Source organism: Moraxella porci DSM 25326, assembly GCF_002014855.1.
Taxonomy (GTDB): domain Bacteria; phylum Pseudomonadota; class Gammaproteobacteria; order Pseudomonadales; family Moraxellaceae; genus Moraxella; species Moraxella porci.
Genome location: NZ_MUYV01000001.1, coordinates 119,585 through 135,097, shown reverse-complemented (window position 1 = coordinate 135,097; position 15,513 = coordinate 119,585). Strand labels below are relative to the sequence as shown.

The 15,513-nt window shown below is 46.0% G+C and carries 17 protein-coding genes; 11 read left to right on the top strand and 6 right to left on the bottom strand.

Annotated features, from left to right (window positions below; translation table 11 throughout):
* Positions 1-53: 53 nt before the first annotated feature.
* Together B0681_RS00680 and B0681_RS00675 are read left to right on the top strand one after the other, a co-directional pair.
* Entirely contained in the window at positions 54-1,271 is a 1,218-nt protein-coding gene (locus B0681_RS00680) for an MFS transporter (RefSeq protein WP_078316828.1), read from the top strand.
* Between the two features lie 12 nt (positions 1,272-1,283).
* Entirely contained in the window at positions 1,284-1,901 is a 618-nt protein-coding gene (locus B0681_RS00675) for a LysE family translocator (protein ID WP_078317199.1), read from the top strand.
* Between the two features lie 38 nt (positions 1,902-1,939).
* On the opposite strand, the gene B0681_RS00670 is transcribed toward B0681_RS00675, so the two are convergent.
* The gene (locus B0681_RS00670; protein WP_078316827.1) at positions 1,940-2,548 is read right to left on the bottom strand and encodes a hypothetical protein; all 609 of its coding nucleotides are present in this window, start codon (positions 2,546-2,548) and stop codon (positions 1,940-1,942) included.
* Between the two features lie 89 nt (positions 2,549-2,637).
* Positions 2,638-3,252 (bottom strand): superoxide dismutase [Mn], encoded by a 615-nt coding sequence (gene sodA, locus B0681_RS00665; RefSeq protein WP_078316826.1) that lies wholly within the window; start codon positions 3,250-3,252, stop codon positions 2,638-2,640.
* A 270-nt stretch (positions 3,253-3,522) separates the two neighbouring features.
* Between sodA and B0681_RS00660 the strand changes: the two genes are divergently transcribed.
* From B0681_RS00660 to B0681_RS00625, 8 genes are all read left to right on the top strand, one after another.
* Complete coding sequence (locus tag B0681_RS00660; protein ID WP_143821208.1) at positions 3,523-4,410, top strand: DMT family transporter; 888 nt, start codon at positions 3,523-3,525, stop codon at positions 4,408-4,410.
* A gap of 139 nt (positions 4,411-4,549) precedes the next feature.
* Positions 4,550-5,275, top strand: coding sequence for an FFLEELY motif protein (locus B0681_RS00655; RefSeq protein WP_078316824.1), 726 nt, complete (start codon positions 4,550-4,552; stop codon positions 5,273-5,275).
* A 116-nt stretch (positions 5,276-5,391) separates the two neighbouring features.
* On the top strand, positions 5,392-6,246 hold the full coding sequence (gene ubiE, locus B0681_RS00650; protein WP_078316823.1) for a bifunctional demethylmenaquinone methyltransferase/2-methoxy-6-polyprenyl-1,4-benzoquinol methylase UbiE: 855 nt from the start codon (positions 5,392-5,394) through the stop codon (positions 6,244-6,246).
* Positions 6,246-6,905 (top strand): hypothetical protein, encoded by a 660-nt coding sequence (locus B0681_RS00645; protein ID WP_228143815.1) that lies wholly within the window; start codon positions 6,246-6,248, stop codon positions 6,903-6,905. Before ubiE ends, B0681_RS00645 begins: the two co-directional genes overlap by 1 nt.
* Before the next feature lie 14 nt (positions 6,906-6,919).
* Positions 6,920-8,560, top strand: a complete 1,641-nt coding sequence (locus B0681_RS00640) for an ABC1 kinase family protein (protein ID WP_078316822.1) — start codon at positions 6,920-6,922, stop codon at positions 8,558-8,560.
* A 19-nt stretch (positions 8,561-8,579) separates the two neighbouring features.
* Complete coding sequence (locus B0681_RS00635; RefSeq protein WP_078316821.1) at positions 8,580-9,086, top strand: adenine phosphoribosyltransferase; 507 nt, start codon at positions 8,580-8,582, stop codon at positions 9,084-9,086.
* 116 nt (positions 9,087-9,202) lie between these two features.
* Positions 9,203-9,514, top strand: a complete 312-nt coding sequence (locus B0681_RS00630; protein WP_078316820.1) for a hypothetical protein — start codon at positions 9,203-9,205, stop codon at positions 9,512-9,514.
* Positions 9,515-9,649: 135 nt separating this feature from the next.
* Positions 9,650-10,021, top strand: a complete 372-nt coding sequence (locus tag B0681_RS00625; RefSeq protein ID WP_078316819.1) for a hypothetical protein — start codon at positions 9,650-9,652, stop codon at positions 10,019-10,021.
* A 51-nt stretch (positions 10,022-10,072) separates the two neighbouring features.
* Here the strand turns inward: B0681_RS00625 and B0681_RS00620 are convergent, their stop codons facing one another.
* From B0681_RS00620 to B0681_RS00610, 3 genes are all read right to left on the bottom strand, one after another.
* Positions 10,073-10,438 (bottom strand): Imm41 family immunity protein, encoded by a 366-nt coding sequence (locus B0681_RS00620; RefSeq protein ID WP_078316818.1) that lies wholly within the window; start codon positions 10,436-10,438, stop codon positions 10,073-10,075.
* Positions 10,439-10,546: 108 nt separating this feature from the next.
* Positions 10,547-10,837 (bottom strand): YeaC family protein, encoded by a 291-nt coding sequence (locus B0681_RS00615; RefSeq protein ID WP_078316817.1) that lies wholly within the window; start codon positions 10,835-10,837, stop codon positions 10,547-10,549.
* 25 nt (positions 10,838-10,862) lie between these two features.
* Positions 10,863-11,837 (bottom strand): NAD(+) kinase, encoded by a 975-nt coding sequence (locus B0681_RS00610; RefSeq protein ID WP_078316816.1) that lies wholly within the window; start codon positions 11,835-11,837, stop codon positions 10,863-10,865.
* Positions 11,838-12,031: 194 nt separating this feature from the next.
* Here B0681_RS00610 and B0681_RS00605 point away from each other — a divergent pair, with 194 nt between their 5' ends.
* Entirely contained in the window at positions 12,032-12,754 is a 723-nt protein-coding gene (locus tag B0681_RS00605; RefSeq protein ID WP_078316815.1) for a Bax inhibitor-1/YccA family protein, read from the top strand.
* Positions 12,755-12,810: 56 nt separating this feature from the next.
* On the opposite strand, the gene B0681_RS00600 is transcribed toward B0681_RS00605, so the two are convergent.
* Positions 12,811-15,408, bottom strand: a complete 2,598-nt coding sequence (locus B0681_RS00600; protein ID WP_228143814.1) for a heavy metal translocating P-type ATPase — start codon at positions 15,406-15,408, stop codon at positions 12,811-12,813.
* Positions 15,409-15,513 lie beyond the last annotated feature (105 nt).

The following is a 15,513-nucleotide window of genomic DNA, read 5'->3' as shown; positions in this document are numbered from 1 at the left end:
CAATAACTGCTGTTATTTTGCATCATTTTTCTTTTGTGCATTTTTGGAATCTTATGACAAAGTCCGCTGTCGCCATCTGGTCACTGGTCGCCATCGCTGCGACGATTCTACTCATCACCACTGGCATTCGCTTGTCATTAGGCTTATTCATTCAGCCGATTACCGCTGAGACGACGGTCAATATCGTACAAATCAGCTTTGCCTTGGCAATGACACAGCTGATGTGGGGTGTATCACAGCCAATCACAGGGGCGATTGCCGATCGCTTCGGTGCAAGATGGGTGCTATTTATTGGTACGCTGGTGTTGATGCTCGGCTGTGCTATGGTGCCGCATCTATTGTCCGCTTGGGGGCTGACTTTGACTTTGGGCGTGCTGATTGCCTTTGGCGCAGGTGCAGGCAGCTTCTCGGTACTTATGGGACAAGTCGCCAATCAAGTACCTGAGCACGCTCGGGGTACGGCATCTGGCATCATCAATGCCGGCTCAAGCTTTGGGCAGTTTTTGTTCGCACCGATGCTACAGCTACTCATCAGCTTACCGCTCATCGGCTGGTCAAAGGCATTTTATGTCTTGGCAGCCATCAGCCTGCTATGCCTGCCTTTGGCATGGTATCTGACACGCCATCAGTCAGCACCCAAAGCCATCGCACCCACTGAACCGACACAGACGCTCTCACAGGCTGTCAAGTCCGCCATGGCTGATCGCAATTATCTATTGATTCACTTGGCATTTTTTACCTGCGGTTTTCATATCGCCTTTTTGGTGACGCATCTGCCAACCGAAGTAACACTGGCAGGGCTTAGCTCATCGGTGGCATCATGGTCACTGGCATTGATTGGGCTATCTAATGTCGTGGGCAGTCTATTTGTCGGATGGTCGGTGGGTCATTGGCGGTGCAAATATATCTTATTTTGGATGTATTTAAGCCGTGTGATTTTGGTGGCGATTTATTTGATGGCACCACAGACTCCGATGACTTTTTATATCTTTGCCATCGGTCTTGGTCTGACTTGGCTTGCGACCGTGCCACCGACTGCAGGGGCGATTGGTAAGCTGTTTGGCGTGCGATATTTGGCAACTTTGTTTGGTCTCACCTTGCTTAGCCATCAAATCGGCGGTTTTCTTGGGGCATATTTTGGCGGACTTGCCATTGATAGCTTTGGCAATTATGCCTATATGTGGTATGCTGATATGGCTTTGGCATTTTTGGCGGCGGTGAGTAATTTACCCATCAAAGAACCCAAAGTTGTGCGTACCACCACCGCTTAAATGAACGATACCATGACCATTCAATTATTCATCTTTTTTGCCATCAGCACCCTACTGGTCTCTGCCACCCCAGGCTCAAATATGCTGTTCGCCTTTCAATGCGGTCTCAACCACGGACTGCGTCGTACACTGTGGGCGATGTCAGGTCTGATGCTTGGACTGATGATATTGCTTGGTGCATCACTGTTTGGCCTAAGCATCATCAGCCGATACCCTGTGGTATTGGACAGCGTCAAGGTTCTGGGTGCAATATATTTGTGCTATCTTGGCGTACAGTCATGGCGAAGTGATGGCGGCAGTTTTGGCAGTGATATCGAGGCAAATGGCTCACAGTGGGCATTGTTTCGCACAGGCATTTGGGTATCGTTATCCAATCCCAAAGCCATCTTGTTTTTTGCGGCATTTTTCCCAAAATTTATCAACTTCTCAGCACCACTACTGCCCCAATATGTAATTTTGGTGATTGGCTTTTATGTCATTGAGACCTTTTGGCAGTTTATGTATGCCATCAGTGGTCAAAAGCTTGCCAACTGGCTAGGACAAGGCAACCGCTTATTATGGCTCAATCGCTTATGCGGTACGGTGTTTATCGCCATTGCTGTGGCGCTTATTTGGGAAGTTGTGGCATAAAAGAAGCCTGCACATACTCATGCAGGCTTCATATTTTATCAAATCGAACAAGTGCTATATTCAGCACCAAACCCATTTGACATAGTAATTCCAGTATATTCATTATTAAAATTACTAAAATCTTTAGTGATAAAATAATCTCTCATAATACCACCACCGGCCGTCCCTGCCGCATCACCCATTTCAAAGACATACAATGGCTCATACCCTGCTTTTTTCCAAACATAAAATTTTTGATAAAGATGAATAAAATCATCTAATTCTTCAGGAATCGTGCAGTTTGATTTAACTTCTTTAAGTTCTTTTTTGTCAAATAACTGGTTAATTTTATAAACATCCTTGCCATTTTCACTTTCACGATACAATTGAGATGAAGAAATATGAATCATTTCAGGCATTGAGCGACTACCATACGCTGTCAGAGTTCCGTATTTAGAAATACTGCCTGTAATTTCATACATGCCGCTATAATTTTTTTTGGGTGTTTTATTTTGCCATTTGACTTTTGGGGTTTTCGCCAAATTCGCCCAAGTCCAGTTTTGATTTTTCTTAAGCGCAAAATGATTAACCTGCGCTGCATATTTTGGTGCCGCCATCGCCATCATTGGCAATGTACACAACGCTACCGTGCATATCAGCTTTTTCATCTCTATCCTCCATAACAAAAGCCTAACTTAATTATATCAAGCTAGGCTTTTGTTTGTAAATCTGTTTTTATAAAATTTAAAACAGATAATTAAGCTGCGTCAAAGTTTTCTTGAGCTTTATCCCAGTTAACAACATTCCAGAATGCTTTGATGTAGTCTGGGCGTTTGTTTTGGTATTTTAGGTAGTAGGCATGCTCCCATACATCCAAACCAATGATTGGCGTACCTTCACAGCCTGCAACTGCTTTACCCATCAATGGGCTGTCTTGGTTGGCAGTTGAAACGACAGCAAGCTTATCGCCTTGCTTAACTAGCCATGCCCAGCCTGAACCAAAACGCGTTTGGGCTGCTTTTTCAAACTCTTCTTTGAATGCGTCTACCGAACCAAAATCACGCTCGATGGCTTCTTTAAGTGAGCCGCCAAGCTCAGTGCCAGTTTTTAGGATTGTCCAAAATAGGCTGTGGTTGGCATGACCGCCAGCGTTATTGCGTACAGCAGTTTGCTTATCGCTTGGGATTTTGTCTAGGTTTGCGATCACTTCTTCGGCTGACTTGTCCGCCCACTCAGTGCCTTCTAGCGCAGCGTTAGCATTATTGACATACGCTTGATGGTGCTTTGAGTGGTGGATTTCCATGGTTTCTTTGTCAAAATGTGGCTCTAGTGCATCGTAGCTGTAGCCTAGCTCAGGTAGAGTAAATGCCATTGCGGTATTCCTTCTTTGTTGATTGTTGATAAATTTGCGAACATTGCCAAATGCCTTGTCCGTACTTTCACTATATAGCCATTAGATGACAATTTCAAGAAAAAACTGCAAAAAAGCCAAAAGAACTTCATCTATCTGCTGTCGGATTGATGGCGGATATGTCATGCCAAGTGATGAATTTTTATGATCAAATAATTGATTTTATTGTATTTTTTAAATTTTATTTGGCTTGATTTTGGCTTTTTTCGTGATATAATTTTTCATTTTATCATGCCGACATCCACCAGACGCCCCCTTGACCATATCGCCATCAGTACGATGGTGGTATGCTGTTTGTTTCTTGGATTGAGCAATGTCGCCATCAAGCTTAGCCACCACGAAATCTCGCCAGTGATGCAGCTGTCGATGCGTTCGCTGTTTGGTTTGCTGATTTTGCTTGGCTTTATGGTGTATCAAAAAGAACTGCGGTTCAATCCCAAGCAAATCAAGCTTGGGCTATTTGTCGGTGCATTGTTCGCCTTTGAGTCACTTTTGGCAGGCGAGTCGCTACGCTATACCAGTGCATCTCGCAGTGTGGTGTTCTTATATACATCGCCCCTATTTTCGGCGTTGTTTTTGCATTTTTTGGTCAAAGATGAGCGGCTATCTTGGGTGCAGTGGCTTGGCATGGGGCTTGCTTTTGGTGGGATTGCGGTGGCGTTTTTGCTGTCATCACAGGCGGATGGCTCGCTACTGGGTGATGGCTTGGCACTGGCGGCGGGCTTGTCGTGGGGCTTGACGACGGTGATTATCCGTATGACAAGCCTAGGTACACTGCCTGCCAAACAGGTGCTTGCCTATCAGCTGTTTGCCATTGGCGTGCTACTGTGGCTATATGCGATAGCGACCGATCAAGCGGTGATGAATTGGCAAACTGCCAGCGTGCTTAGCGTCGGATTTCAAGCGGTGTTTGTGGCGTTTTTGGCGACAGTGGCATGGTTTTGGCTATTGACTCGCTATCGCTCAGCAGATATTGGGGCATTGATTTTGATGACACCGATTTTTGGGGTGGTGCTGGGCGCGTGGATTTTGGGCGATGAGATGACCACAAGCTTTATCATCGGAGCGGTGATGGTGCTGGTTGGGATTGTATTGGTGGGCAAGCGGTCAAAGGCTTAGAGCCTTGGTGATATTGGACAGATATGGATTGATCCCTTATTTGTTGTTATTGCATCAAGATGCAAATGCTGTCATACGCGCGCAGATCTGCTATAATACTTTATCCAATCCCTAAAGACACCATGTCACGGCAGTTCACATGTCACAAATCCAAACTCTGGTAAATCTTATCCATCATTATCAGTCACTGCCCCATCATCGCGATGCATCTATGCGCCAAGCACTTGGGCAGATCCAAGCATGGCAACGCGATCGTATTCATCGCACCCATCGCGCGTTGTTTGATGATCCTAAGACTGCACCACTGGCCAACTATTTGATCCATCGCATTTATGACTACAGCACTTTTGATGCCATCGCAAGCCAGCTACTGACCGCAGGACAAAACGCCCTAAACGGCTCAGGCAAGCTTGAAAAACTGGTGCCAAAAAATGCACTTGCCACAGGACTATTGAGCATCCGTGCTGCCATCACAGCCATTGAGCTGGATCTGGCCTTGGCTGAGCATTATTTGGCTCACCATCCAGATGCCATCATCGATGAGGCATTGATGATTCAGATGTATCAAGCGGTCAACGCCAAAGACCAACGCATCGCTCAGATTCATCAGGTCGGTGAAGTCTGCCAAGCTTGCTATCAAAGCTTCAATTCTTATTTATTATACCAAGCATTCAAACTTGCCAAATCAACCGCGCACGCCAATGGCTATCAACCTTTGTATGATTTTATTCACGATGGCCTTGTGGCGATTCGTGCCATCGATCACATCAAGCGCTTTAGCCAACCATTTACCCGTGCCGAGCTTGCGGTTATTCATGGCATCCATGATGGTATGGGCATAGACGACGACCTCAAGGGCATTTGATGAGTTTTGCGATGACTTGTAAAATTTATCAAAAGATCAGTAAATTCTCCCAATTCACCTGAAAAATAGTGTATCATTAAAGGTTGAAATTTTTATTCAAAATTAGGCTTACAATCATGAGCGAAAACCACAACGACACCCAATTTAGCAACCCAAACATCCTACCGACTGGCACACCACAAGGTCAAAGCGAACTGCAACGCCCACAAGGCAGTGAGCCTGTCAGTGAAGAGACCACGCATTTTGGCTATCAAACCGTGCGTAAATCAGAAAAACAAGCCAAAGTCGCCGAAGTATTCACTTCTGTAGCTCGCAAGTATGATGTGATGAATGACTTGATGAGCTTTGGTATTCATCGCTTGTGGAAACGCTTTGCCATCAGTCTGACAGGTGTGCGTAGCGGTCAGCACGTACTTGATATCGCAGGCGGTACAGGTGATCTTGCCAAGGTATTTAGCCGTGAAGTAGGTCGCTCAGGCCGAGTGGTGCTGTCCGACATTAATGAGGCGATGCTGGAAGTGGGTCGCACTCGTCTGATCAATGCTGGCTGTAATAATGTCGATTTTGTCCTTGCCAATGCTGAGACGCTTGAGCCATTTGCGGATAATTCGTTTGATCTGGTGACCATCAGCTTTGGCCTGCGTAATGTCACGGACAAAGACAAAGCCCTTGCTGCCATGCACCGTGTGCTAAAACCAGGCGGACGCCTATTGGTACTTGAATTTAGTAAGCCTGTGTTTGAGCCACTGTCCAAAGCATACGACTTGTACTCATTCACCGCCCTACCAATCATGGGTAAGCTGGTCGCAGGCGATGCCGAAAGCTATCAATATCTGGCTGAGTCTATCCGTATGCATCCTGACCAAGCCACACTCAAAGGCATGATGGAAAATGCAGGCTTTGTCAACTGCGATTATCACAACCTAACCGGCGGTATCGTCGCTGTGCATCGTGGCTTTAAGGCACGCTGATGAGTATGCTTGGTGTACTGACCCTAGCGATGTGCGAAAAGCTACTCAACAGCGTCATCGCCACAGATAACTATACCCAAGAAGGGTTGTCTGCCCTATCAGGCAAAACTTTACGCATCAATATGCACGCACCCGCCATCAGTATCGATGTGCTGTTTGGCGATGGGCGTGTGCGATTTGAGCCTGTTGCGTCAGCGATTTTTGAGCCACAAGGCGGTATCAGCACGGTACCTGATTGCACCTTGAGCGTGGATAATTTGGCGCATCTGTTAAGCCTAATCCAACATCCTGTGGGCAATCTGCCAATCCGTGGCGATCATCAGGTACTCCTGCAAGCCAAGTCCTTATTTGAAGGCTTTGAGCCAGATATCTGGTATCAACTTGAACAAATCATCGGCACCGATGTCACAAGCCATCTGTATCTGCTTGGCAAAGAAATCAGCCCTGTGCTATCGCCGATTGGTGAGCTGATCAAGCAATCAGCCACGCAGCTACTTTCATCACGCACGCCATCGGCACGCAGTATCGATGATGAATTACTAGACCTACAAATCCAAGATAAAAAACAAGAATTACTTCGCTTGCAAGCAGATATCGAACGCAGTCAAGCACGCTTAGCACAGCTTCAAAGCTCGCTTGATGACCAAACCAACGCCTAATTTGACAGACCGCCATGCTCATCACTCATCGCAAACGCCTATTGACACTGTATCGTATCGCTGCCAAATATCGGCTCGATACGCACTTTGCTGATGTGCCTGAACTTGCGCCCATCGCTCGACTGATTCGCCTACATCCTGCATCAGTTGGCAAATCCCATCAAGCACTTGGTGTGAAACTGGCGCTCGAAGAGATGGGGACGCTGTTTTTAAAGCTTGGTCAGCTGCTCTCTACTCGTTCGGACCTGTTACCGCCTGAGATTATCGCTCAGCTAGCACTACTACAAGATAAAGTTGCCCCTTTTGATGTCACCACCGCCAAATCGGTCATTGAAGATAGCAAATTTGGCTTGGGTCAGCCGATTGATACGCTGTTTGCTCGCTTTGATGATGTGCCATTGGCTGCTGCCAGTATCGCACAGGTACATACCGCCGCACTGCCTGATGGCCGTGAAGTGGTGGTCAAAGTGGTGCGTCCTGATATTCGTGATGGCATCATTGATGACTTTGAGTTACTGCGGCAGATGGCAGCATGGGCATCAGCTCGCATCGAAGCAGCTCGAGCCATTCATCTGATTGATATCGTCGAAGACTATCGCCAAATCATGCTCAATGAGCTGGATTTGACACTCGAAGCCGCCAACAGCACCAAGATGCGTCATAATTTCACCGGCTCACGACTCATCTATGTGCCACAAGTCTATGCCGCCGCCAAGCAAGTGATGGTCGCTGAGCGTGTGTTTGGCGTGCCGATCTCACACACCCAAGTCTTTGATCAGCTCAATTATGACCGTGCAACCCTTGCCGAAAAAGGCTTGACCATCTTTTTTACCCAAGTTTTTCGGGATAATTTTTTCCATGCTGATATGCACCCTGGCAATATCTTTGTGGAAACCATGCCAGATGGCAGTGCTGTCGCTGAGCCACGCTATATCGGACTTGACTGTGCCATCATGGGCGAGCTATCCAAGGCAGATCAGCTGATTGTCGCTCGCCTGCTATTATCGGTGATGAATGGCAATTATACCGCACTCGTCGATATCATCGCCGCTGCTGGCTGGATTCCGCCATCTGCTGATAAGCACGCCTTGATCCGTGATATGAGCCGTACGGTAAGCCCGATGGTAACCAAGCCAATTGATGAGATTGACTTTGCTGGCGTGCTGTTTGAGATCTTATCCATCGCACGACGCCACCGCATGAGCATCCCACCACAGTTGATGCTACTGCTCAAAACGCTCGTTCATGTCGAAGGGCTTGGTCGTGAGCTGTATCCCGAGCTGGATATTTGGTCGCTTGCCAAGCCGATTTTGACCGCTTGGGTCAAAGATCAGCTGGATCCTGTCAAAAATCTACAGGACATCAAAGCTGAGCTGCCCGAGATTTTATTATCCACCACCGATTTGCCAAAGCTACTAAGCCAAAGCATCCAAAGCCTTGCCACGCTTGGCGCCAGTCAAGATGCCACCATCCGTGAGCTGCAAGCCATGCGAGCAGATGCACTCAACGAACGACGCCATGACTGGATTGCAGGTGGCGGCTTTCTGCTGATGATCGCCTTGGCATGGTGGTCGGCAGTTGCCATTCATCTGTATTTTGCACCCGTGTTTTTTGTGCTTGCCGTGGGCTTTGTGATTTGGCGCGTGCTGCTATAATCTTGAAGGAAGTTTATAAATGACACATCCATTATGGGAACATATCCGCACTGTGCCTGATTTCCCAAAATCAGGTATCGAATTTTATGACATCACGCCACTACTGAACGGCCATCATAATAAGCTCATCGATGCGATGATTGCTGCTGTGCCTGCTGATGTGATGGCTGACACGGATGCCATCGTCGGTATCGAGTCGCGTGGCTTTGTACTGGCAAGCCTACTGGCTGTCCGCCTGCACAAAAAACTCATCCTAATGCGTAAAGCAGGCAAGCTACCACCACCTGTACATGCCCAAAGCTATGGGCTAGAATACGGTCAAGACACTCTAGAAATCAGTGCCGAGCTTGAGCCTGCCAAAGTACTCATCATCGATGATGTGCTTGCCACTGGTGGTACGCTCAAGGCCGCTCATTCACTATGTATCAAGGCAAACCTAACGCCACTTGGCTCATTGGTATTGCTGGATTTGCCGGCATTACACGGGGATCTTGGGCTGAGCTATTGGGCTGTGCTTGAAAAATAAACCCTGCCAAAAGCGTCTGCAACTTTGCAAACGCTTTTTTGTTGGTTGTGATGGTGTGTTATGCCATACCACTAAAAAATAAGTGTTGTTTCTTGCAATCCCAAAGGTCATTATTAATGAATATTTACTATGTTACATATTGCCTATCAAGGGCTTGCTTGGGTGAAATTAGTGAGAATTTTTCCAGAATTTATTGGTCTTTTGATAAATATAAAAATATTACTGTTTATTTTTATTTAATTTCTGAAATAGAAGAAGATGTGAATATAATTTTGGAAGAAATCCTGCCCATGTTAGAATTTTATATTAAAGAAGATTTAAAAATGATGGGGGAATACAGTTTGAATCATAAAATATTTTACGATGATTGTTATATTAATTGTGATGATTATTATTTCTGTATGGAATTTTTTAGAAAAAATAAATAGTACGTAGGGTGCAAACCATGCACCATTGATTGAATGGAATTTAATGGTGTATGGTACGCGCACTACACACTTTAGAAATTCAGTCACAACCAAGAAAAATTGAGATTAGATATAAATACAAATTAGGTGCCTAATATGAATTTATGGCAAGACATTAGCCCTTTATTTGATGTTAAATTTAGAAATCTTGAAAGTCTAGAAGTTCGAGATGATGTTTTGTATATCAAAATAAATAGCGATTCACAAAGTACAGTGGTGATTTTTAGAGAGTTTTTAAGCCACCGATTTATTTTTGAGAGTTGTGCTTTAAACATATTGGGTGAGCATGATTTAAATGGAAAATCTTGGATTTTTAAATCAGACAAAGATGAGTTTTGTGATTGGTTTAATAAACAGAACTATGGCATTTATAGCGATAATTTACACATCTATCGCTTAATATTTTTGCATCATATTATTGATGTATTAAGTCCCACGCCACCCGAATTTTATAATACTGCCCTTTAGAATTTGATGGTGCGTGGTACGCACCCTACTGCTGTTTATCAGCCTGCATATTTAGGATTTTCTAGAAAAAAAATCATTATAGTCCAGATAATTATGATCATTCCATAGTATATTAATTATCAAATCCAATCTATCACGATAATACAATGTAGATTCAAAATCTAGATTTTCTATTTCAAAAAAGTCATTCTCAGAAAGCGAACATTGTATTGAACTTTGAATAGAATGAGATAAATAATATAAATCTCTAGCTAACTTTTTAGAAATCATATCTTTATTATACAAGTCTTTTATAATATTAATAAGTTCTTTTTCTAAATTCCAATATTTTTCTGCATTCCATACACACTCTTCTACCAGCTCATATTGAAAAGAATTTCTGTCAAAAAAGAAATTAAAAAACTCATCATTATTCATTCTATTTTAATCTCCAATTTATTAAAATTGGTGCATGATTCACCAACACAACCCCCAACCCACAAAAAAAAGCGTTTGCATGATACAGTTGCAAACGCTTATCAGCCATCAGTGCTTAAACTTCACCACTTGCTCGGCATTTGGGTAATGATGGTCATGCTCGACATCACACTCTTCGCCGATGGTGTTGCCTTGCTTATCTTTGGGCTTATAGATATAGCCTGTGCGTTCGGTAACTGGCAGATACTCATGCTCCCATACCATCACCGCTTGCATACAGGTGGTACGCTGAGCGTCGGTGAGTTTTTCGCCATTTTCCCAGCGTCCGATTTCGATGGCGGTGCGGAATTTTTCGACGATTTCAGGCGTTAGGCTGTCTAGGATATCTTGTTTATTCATTGTGTGATTCCTTGTCTGTCGTTTGTTATTTATCTAGGGAAAATTCTTCGCTATATAAGTTCCAGTTCAGCTTGGTGCGACACGCTTCATAAAAACTATAACTCTCTGGATGCAGAAGTAGCAAGGTCTTATCATGCTTGGCAATCAGCAGCGTCTGATCATTTTCAAGTGGTGCAGATGCTTTGCCGTCTGCGCCCACCATCGGCTGTGTGCGGTTGTCCTTATGGATATTGATGGCAATCTGACAGCTGCCTGCCACCACCAAAGGACGGCTAGACAGTGTGTGCGGATGCATCGGCACCAAGCAAATCGCATCGAGCGTCGGATGGATAATCGGCCCACCTGCTGAGAGCGCATAGGCTGTCGAGCCAGTTGGCGTCGCCACGATCAGCCCATCAGCGTGCTGACGATAGACATCATGCTGATTAATTTTTAGTTTAAAATCAATGGTATGCACTGATTTGCCTGCGTGTAGTACAATGTCATTGAGCGCCACATCTTCATGGATGACTTCATCGGTTGGATTGCCTTGTTCGTCATTTTGGACGATGCGAAATTTTAATAAAAACCGCTCAACCAACCAATATTGCCCATCGAGCACCTGACCGACTTTTTCGGTCAGCTCATCAGGATTGACATCTGCCAAAAAGCCCAATCGACCACGGTTGATGCCCAATACAGGCACATCTGTCCCTGCCATCACGGACGCTGCTTGGAGCATCGAGCCATCACCGCCAACGACGATGACCAGATCACAATGCTCGCCCATCTTTTGGCGCGGCACGATTTTTAGGCGGACGCCATCAATCTGATCAAAATCAATCGACATACCCTCGATGGCAGCGGTCTCAGTATCGATGATGATGGACAAATCACGCCCTTTGAGCAAGGTGATCAGCTCATTGAGCGTCTCAACGATACTTGCTTTGCCTGCACGCCCCATGACGCCGATACGGCGAAACGGTGGGCGTTTTGGGTGATTGTTAATAAAATTTGACATGAAATGACACTTAGCGACAAATTAAAGGTGTATGATACCCAAATTCGCCCATCAACACAATAAAACTCACACTTTGGGCATAAAATTTATACCATCTTGACAAATGCCCTTGCATTTTGTATTGTTAAACACATATATAGCTATCAATACATTGAATAAATTGGTAATCAAAACTCGTTAAGGAACTTGATTTTATGGCAAATCCGATCATCAGTCGCACCACACTCATGACCAGCAGTGTCGCCATGCGAACCCAACGCGTCGTCGCCAAAAGTGCATTTTTATTAAGCTTGGCTGCCGTGTCAGGCTTTGGTGTGTTCTTTTATGGCTTGGCAACCGCCCTATCATCAGGCATTCTGTATGCCATGGCAATCGTTACGGTATTTGCCGGTATGGGACTGGGTTTGGCAAGCTCATTTAAGCCACATCTGGCCAAGTCGCTTGCCATACCTTATGCACTGACCGAAGGTGTGCTGCTCGGTGCGTTTAGCTTGATCATGTATCGGATGTACCCAAGCGTACCACTGTCTGCTTTATCAGCGACTTTCATCACCGCCGCTGTGATGCTGACACTGTATGTCACAGGCATGGTCAAGGTCACCGAAAAATTCCGCTCTATCATCACTTCAGCCATCATTGCCATCGGTATCTTATACCTTGTACAGCTTGGCTTTAGATTGTTTGGCTCAAGCCTGCCGCTACTATTTGATGGTGGCTTGGTGGCGATTGGCTTTAGCGTGTTTGTCACTTTGATTGCGTCATTTAGCCTATTACTAGACTTTGATAATGTCGAAAAAGGCGTACAATATGGCGTCGCTCGCGAGTACGAATGGGTATTTAGTATCGGTATTTTATCAACGCTGGTATGGATGTACATTGAGTTCTTGCGTTTGATCGGCTATCTACAAAGCGAATAATGATAAAAACGCTTAAATATAAAAACGCTTGTCTGATGGCAAGCGTTTTTTGATGCTTATGCGCGCTTAATCCGCATGGCATTGGCGACCACAGCTAGACTTGATAGACTCATGCCGATGGCAGCCAGCCAAGGCGGTACATAGCCAAAGGCAGCAGGCAATAGCACGGATGAATTATAAATCAATGCCCAACGCAGGTTTTGGCGGATGATGGTTTGGGTTTTGATCGACAGTCCGATGGCACGGTCAATCGCCAATAACTTACCACCCAGCAGTACGCTATCGCTTGAGACTTGGGCAAGGTCTGCAGCACCTGCGATGGATGTCGAAACATTGGCGGCAGCTAGTACAGGTGCATCATTGATACCATCGCCGACCATCAGCACAGTTTCGCCATTGGCCTGTAGTCGCTTGATATGATTGACTTTATCCTCAGGGCTAAGTCCATAGTAAGCTTCGCTGATGCCCAAGTCGGTAGCGACTGCGAGTGCATTTGGGTTCGGGTCGCCTGTCAGCATCAATGGCGTGATACCACGAGCTTTTAGCCCATCAATCATCGCTTTGGCATCGGCTCGCAGCGAATCATTAAAATAAAAACGCGCCACAATTTGCCAAGCATCACCCTGCCATCTTGACATCAACACCGACATATTGGCTTGATATTCGCTTAAGTTTTCGGCAAATTGCCCCAATGATGGGTCATCACCGTCGATGGCAGAATCACTGACAAAACGCAGATGCCCGATGCGATAACGCACGCCATCCATCACCCCTTCGATACCACCTGCGGTATGATGCACGACATCCGTCACGACAGGCAGATGCAAGCCATGCGCCGCCGTCAATAATGCCTTTGCCACAGGATGACGACTGCCAATCTCGAGCGCCGCTGCTTTGGCAAGTAGTTCATCCTTGTCCGCATCGCCAATCACCGCCAATAAATTCGCCTGCCCCGTCGTCAGCGTCCCAGTCTTATCAAACGCCACTTGCGTCACTGTCGAGAGTGTCTGTACCGTATGCCCTCGTGTGGTCAAAAATCCAAAACTCGCCAAGCGGTTGGTCGCCACCGTCAATGCAATCGGCGTCGCCAGTGACAATGCACACGGACAAGTCGCCACCAGTACCGCCACCGTCGCCCATAGTGCTTCATGTTTATCAATAAACCACCACACAGCGAACACCAACAGTGACAGCACCAGCACTCGTGCGACGAACCAGCGTGCCATGCGGTCGGCATCTTGAGCGATTTTGGGTTTTTCGCTCATCGCTCGGTTCATCAAGCGGTCAATGAGCGCGATTTGGCTATTATCCACATCGGCAGTGACCAGCATCACAAAGGGCTGTGAGTCATTTTGAGCACCGCCCACCATCACATCACCACGAGTCTTGACAATCAAATCACTCTCGCCAGTCAATAGGCTCTGTGACACGGTCGCCGTCTCGGATAACAGCACCCCATCAGCGACAATCTGACTGCCTGCATCGATGGCGATGACATCCCCCACTTTGACGCTTTGGGCAAGGATTTTGTCCGTGCCATCAAGCGCAGATTTGGACAACTGTTGTCCGACATCCTGCCACCATGACTCGATAACAGATGCATCCAAAGCACCTGCCTGCATTTGTGTGATGAGCGGACTATTTTCGTCCAATCGCTTGACCAAAGTCGGCTCAATCACCACCAAATCCGATGCCATGTTTGATGCTTTTAGGCGAGCATTTTGTTCAATAAATCGCCCAGCAAGCAAAAAGAAAATAAACATCGCCACCGAATCAAAATAAGTCTCACCACCGCCGATGACGGTTGCATACAGACTTGCGGTAAATGTGGTAATCAGTGCAATCGACACTGGCACATCCATGTTTACTTGGCGAGCTTTGATGGCATAAAATGCCGATACAAAAAACGGCACAGCCGCATAAAAAAACACTGGAATACTGACAAATAATGAGACATAACGCAAAAAATCTCGATGCTCAATCAGCATCCCGCTATACTCACCAAAATACATCCCAATAGAGAACATCATCGCCTGCATCGCCCCAAGTGCAGCAATCCCTAGGCGAATGAGCATTTTTTTGTTTTGGCGTTTGAGCATCGCTTCGTGCGTGTCTTGGCGATACGGCTTGGCATCATAACCCACCGAATGCACCGCCTTTAAGATCTCACTGATGGGCAAGATGGTATCATCCCAATTCACCCGCATCCGCTGCTGAGTCAAATTGACTTGACAATCCTTGACCCCTGCCATCGAACGCAGACGCGTCTCGATCAGCCAAGTGCACGCCGAGCATTTGAGATTGGCGACGGATAATTCAGCCGTGCTACCGCCATTTTCGGCATAGACGAACTGCCCTTTGATATCCGCATGATCATAAGCACTAAAATTGATGGCATCAGGCAGGCTTGCCGTTGGACTGATTTCACGGCGATCCAGATAATATTGGCTAAGATTGGCTTCAACGATACTTTGGCTCGCCAGCTGACAACCCAAGCAGCACATCGCCCGTGGCTGTTCAAATATCACAGTATAAAACGGCTCTTTGGGCAGCACTTCACCACAGTGAAAACAGCTACCCTCAGGCGGCAAAATCAAGCTTTGTTCTAGGGTGTCAGTATCGGTCTGATAATCAGTCGAACTCTTTGCGGTCATGATGGTCATCAAATGGTGGTAAATAAGATATTATAGCACATTCGCTATACAAGTTATCTCAAATCAGGCCATGCTTTTATACACCAAACGATATCTATTTTTTTA

Excerpts from the sequence above, each read along its gene's own strand:
- B0681_RS00630 (WP_078316820.1), top strand. The coding sequence starts at position 9,203 with ATGAATATTTACTATGTTACATATTGCCTATCAAGGGCTTGCTTGGGT.
- B0681_RS00645 (WP_228143815.1), top strand. The coding sequence starts at position 6,246 with ATGAGTATGCTTGGTGTACTGACCCTAGCGATGTGCGAAAAGCTACTC.
- B0681_RS00655 (WP_078316824.1), top strand. The coding sequence starts at position 4,550 with ATGTCACAAATCCAAACTCTGGTAAATCTTATCCATCATTATCAGTCA.
- B0681_RS00600 (WP_228143814.1), bottom strand. The coding sequence starts at position 15,408 with ATGACCGCAAAGAGTTCGACTGATTATCAGACCGATACTGACACCCTA.
- B0681_RS00670 (WP_078316827.1), bottom strand. The coding sequence starts at position 2,548 with ATGAAAAAGCTGATATGCACGGTAGCGTTGTGTACATTGCCAATGATG.
- B0681_RS00640 (WP_078316822.1), top strand. The coding sequence starts at position 6,920 with ATGCTCATCACTCATCGCAAACGCCTATTGACACTGTATCGTATCGCT.
- B0681_RS00615 (WP_078316817.1), bottom strand. The coding sequence starts at position 10,837 with ATGAATAAACAAGATATCCTAGACAGCCTAACGCCTGAAATCGTCGAA.
- B0681_RS00620 (WP_078316818.1), bottom strand. The coding sequence starts at position 10,438 with ATGAATAATGATGAGTTTTTTAATTTCTTTTTTGACAGAAATTCTTTT.
- ubiE (WP_078316823.1), top strand. The coding sequence starts at position 5,392 with ATGAGCGAAAACCACAACGACACCCAATTTAGCAACCCAAACATCCTA.
- B0681_RS00675 (WP_078317199.1), top strand. The coding sequence starts at position 1,284 with ATGACCATTCAATTATTCATCTTTTTTGCCATCAGCACCCTACTGGTC.
- B0681_RS00605 (WP_078316815.1), top strand. The coding sequence starts at position 12,032 with ATGGCAAATCCGATCATCAGTCGCACCACACTCATGACCAGCAGTGTC.
- sodA (WP_078316826.1), bottom strand. The coding sequence starts at position 3,252 with ATGGCATTTACTCTACCTGAGCTAGGCTACAGCTACGATGCACTAGAG.
- B0681_RS00635 (WP_078316821.1), top strand. The coding sequence starts at position 8,580 with ATGACACATCCATTATGGGAACATATCCGCACTGTGCCTGATTTCCCA.
- B0681_RS00610 (WP_078316816.1), bottom strand. The coding sequence starts at position 11,837 with ATGTCAAATTTTATTAACAATCACCCAAAACGCCCACCGTTTCGCCGT.
- B0681_RS00625 (WP_078316819.1), top strand. The coding sequence starts at position 9,650 with ATGAATTTATGGCAAGACATTAGCCCTTTATTTGATGTTAAATTTAGA.
- B0681_RS00680 (WP_078316828.1), top strand. The coding sequence starts at position 54 with ATGACAAAGTCCGCTGTCGCCATCTGGTCACTGGTCGCCATCGCTGCG.
- B0681_RS00660 (WP_143821208.1), top strand. The coding sequence starts at position 3,523 with ATGCCGACATCCACCAGACGCCCCCTTGACCATATCGCCATCAGTACG.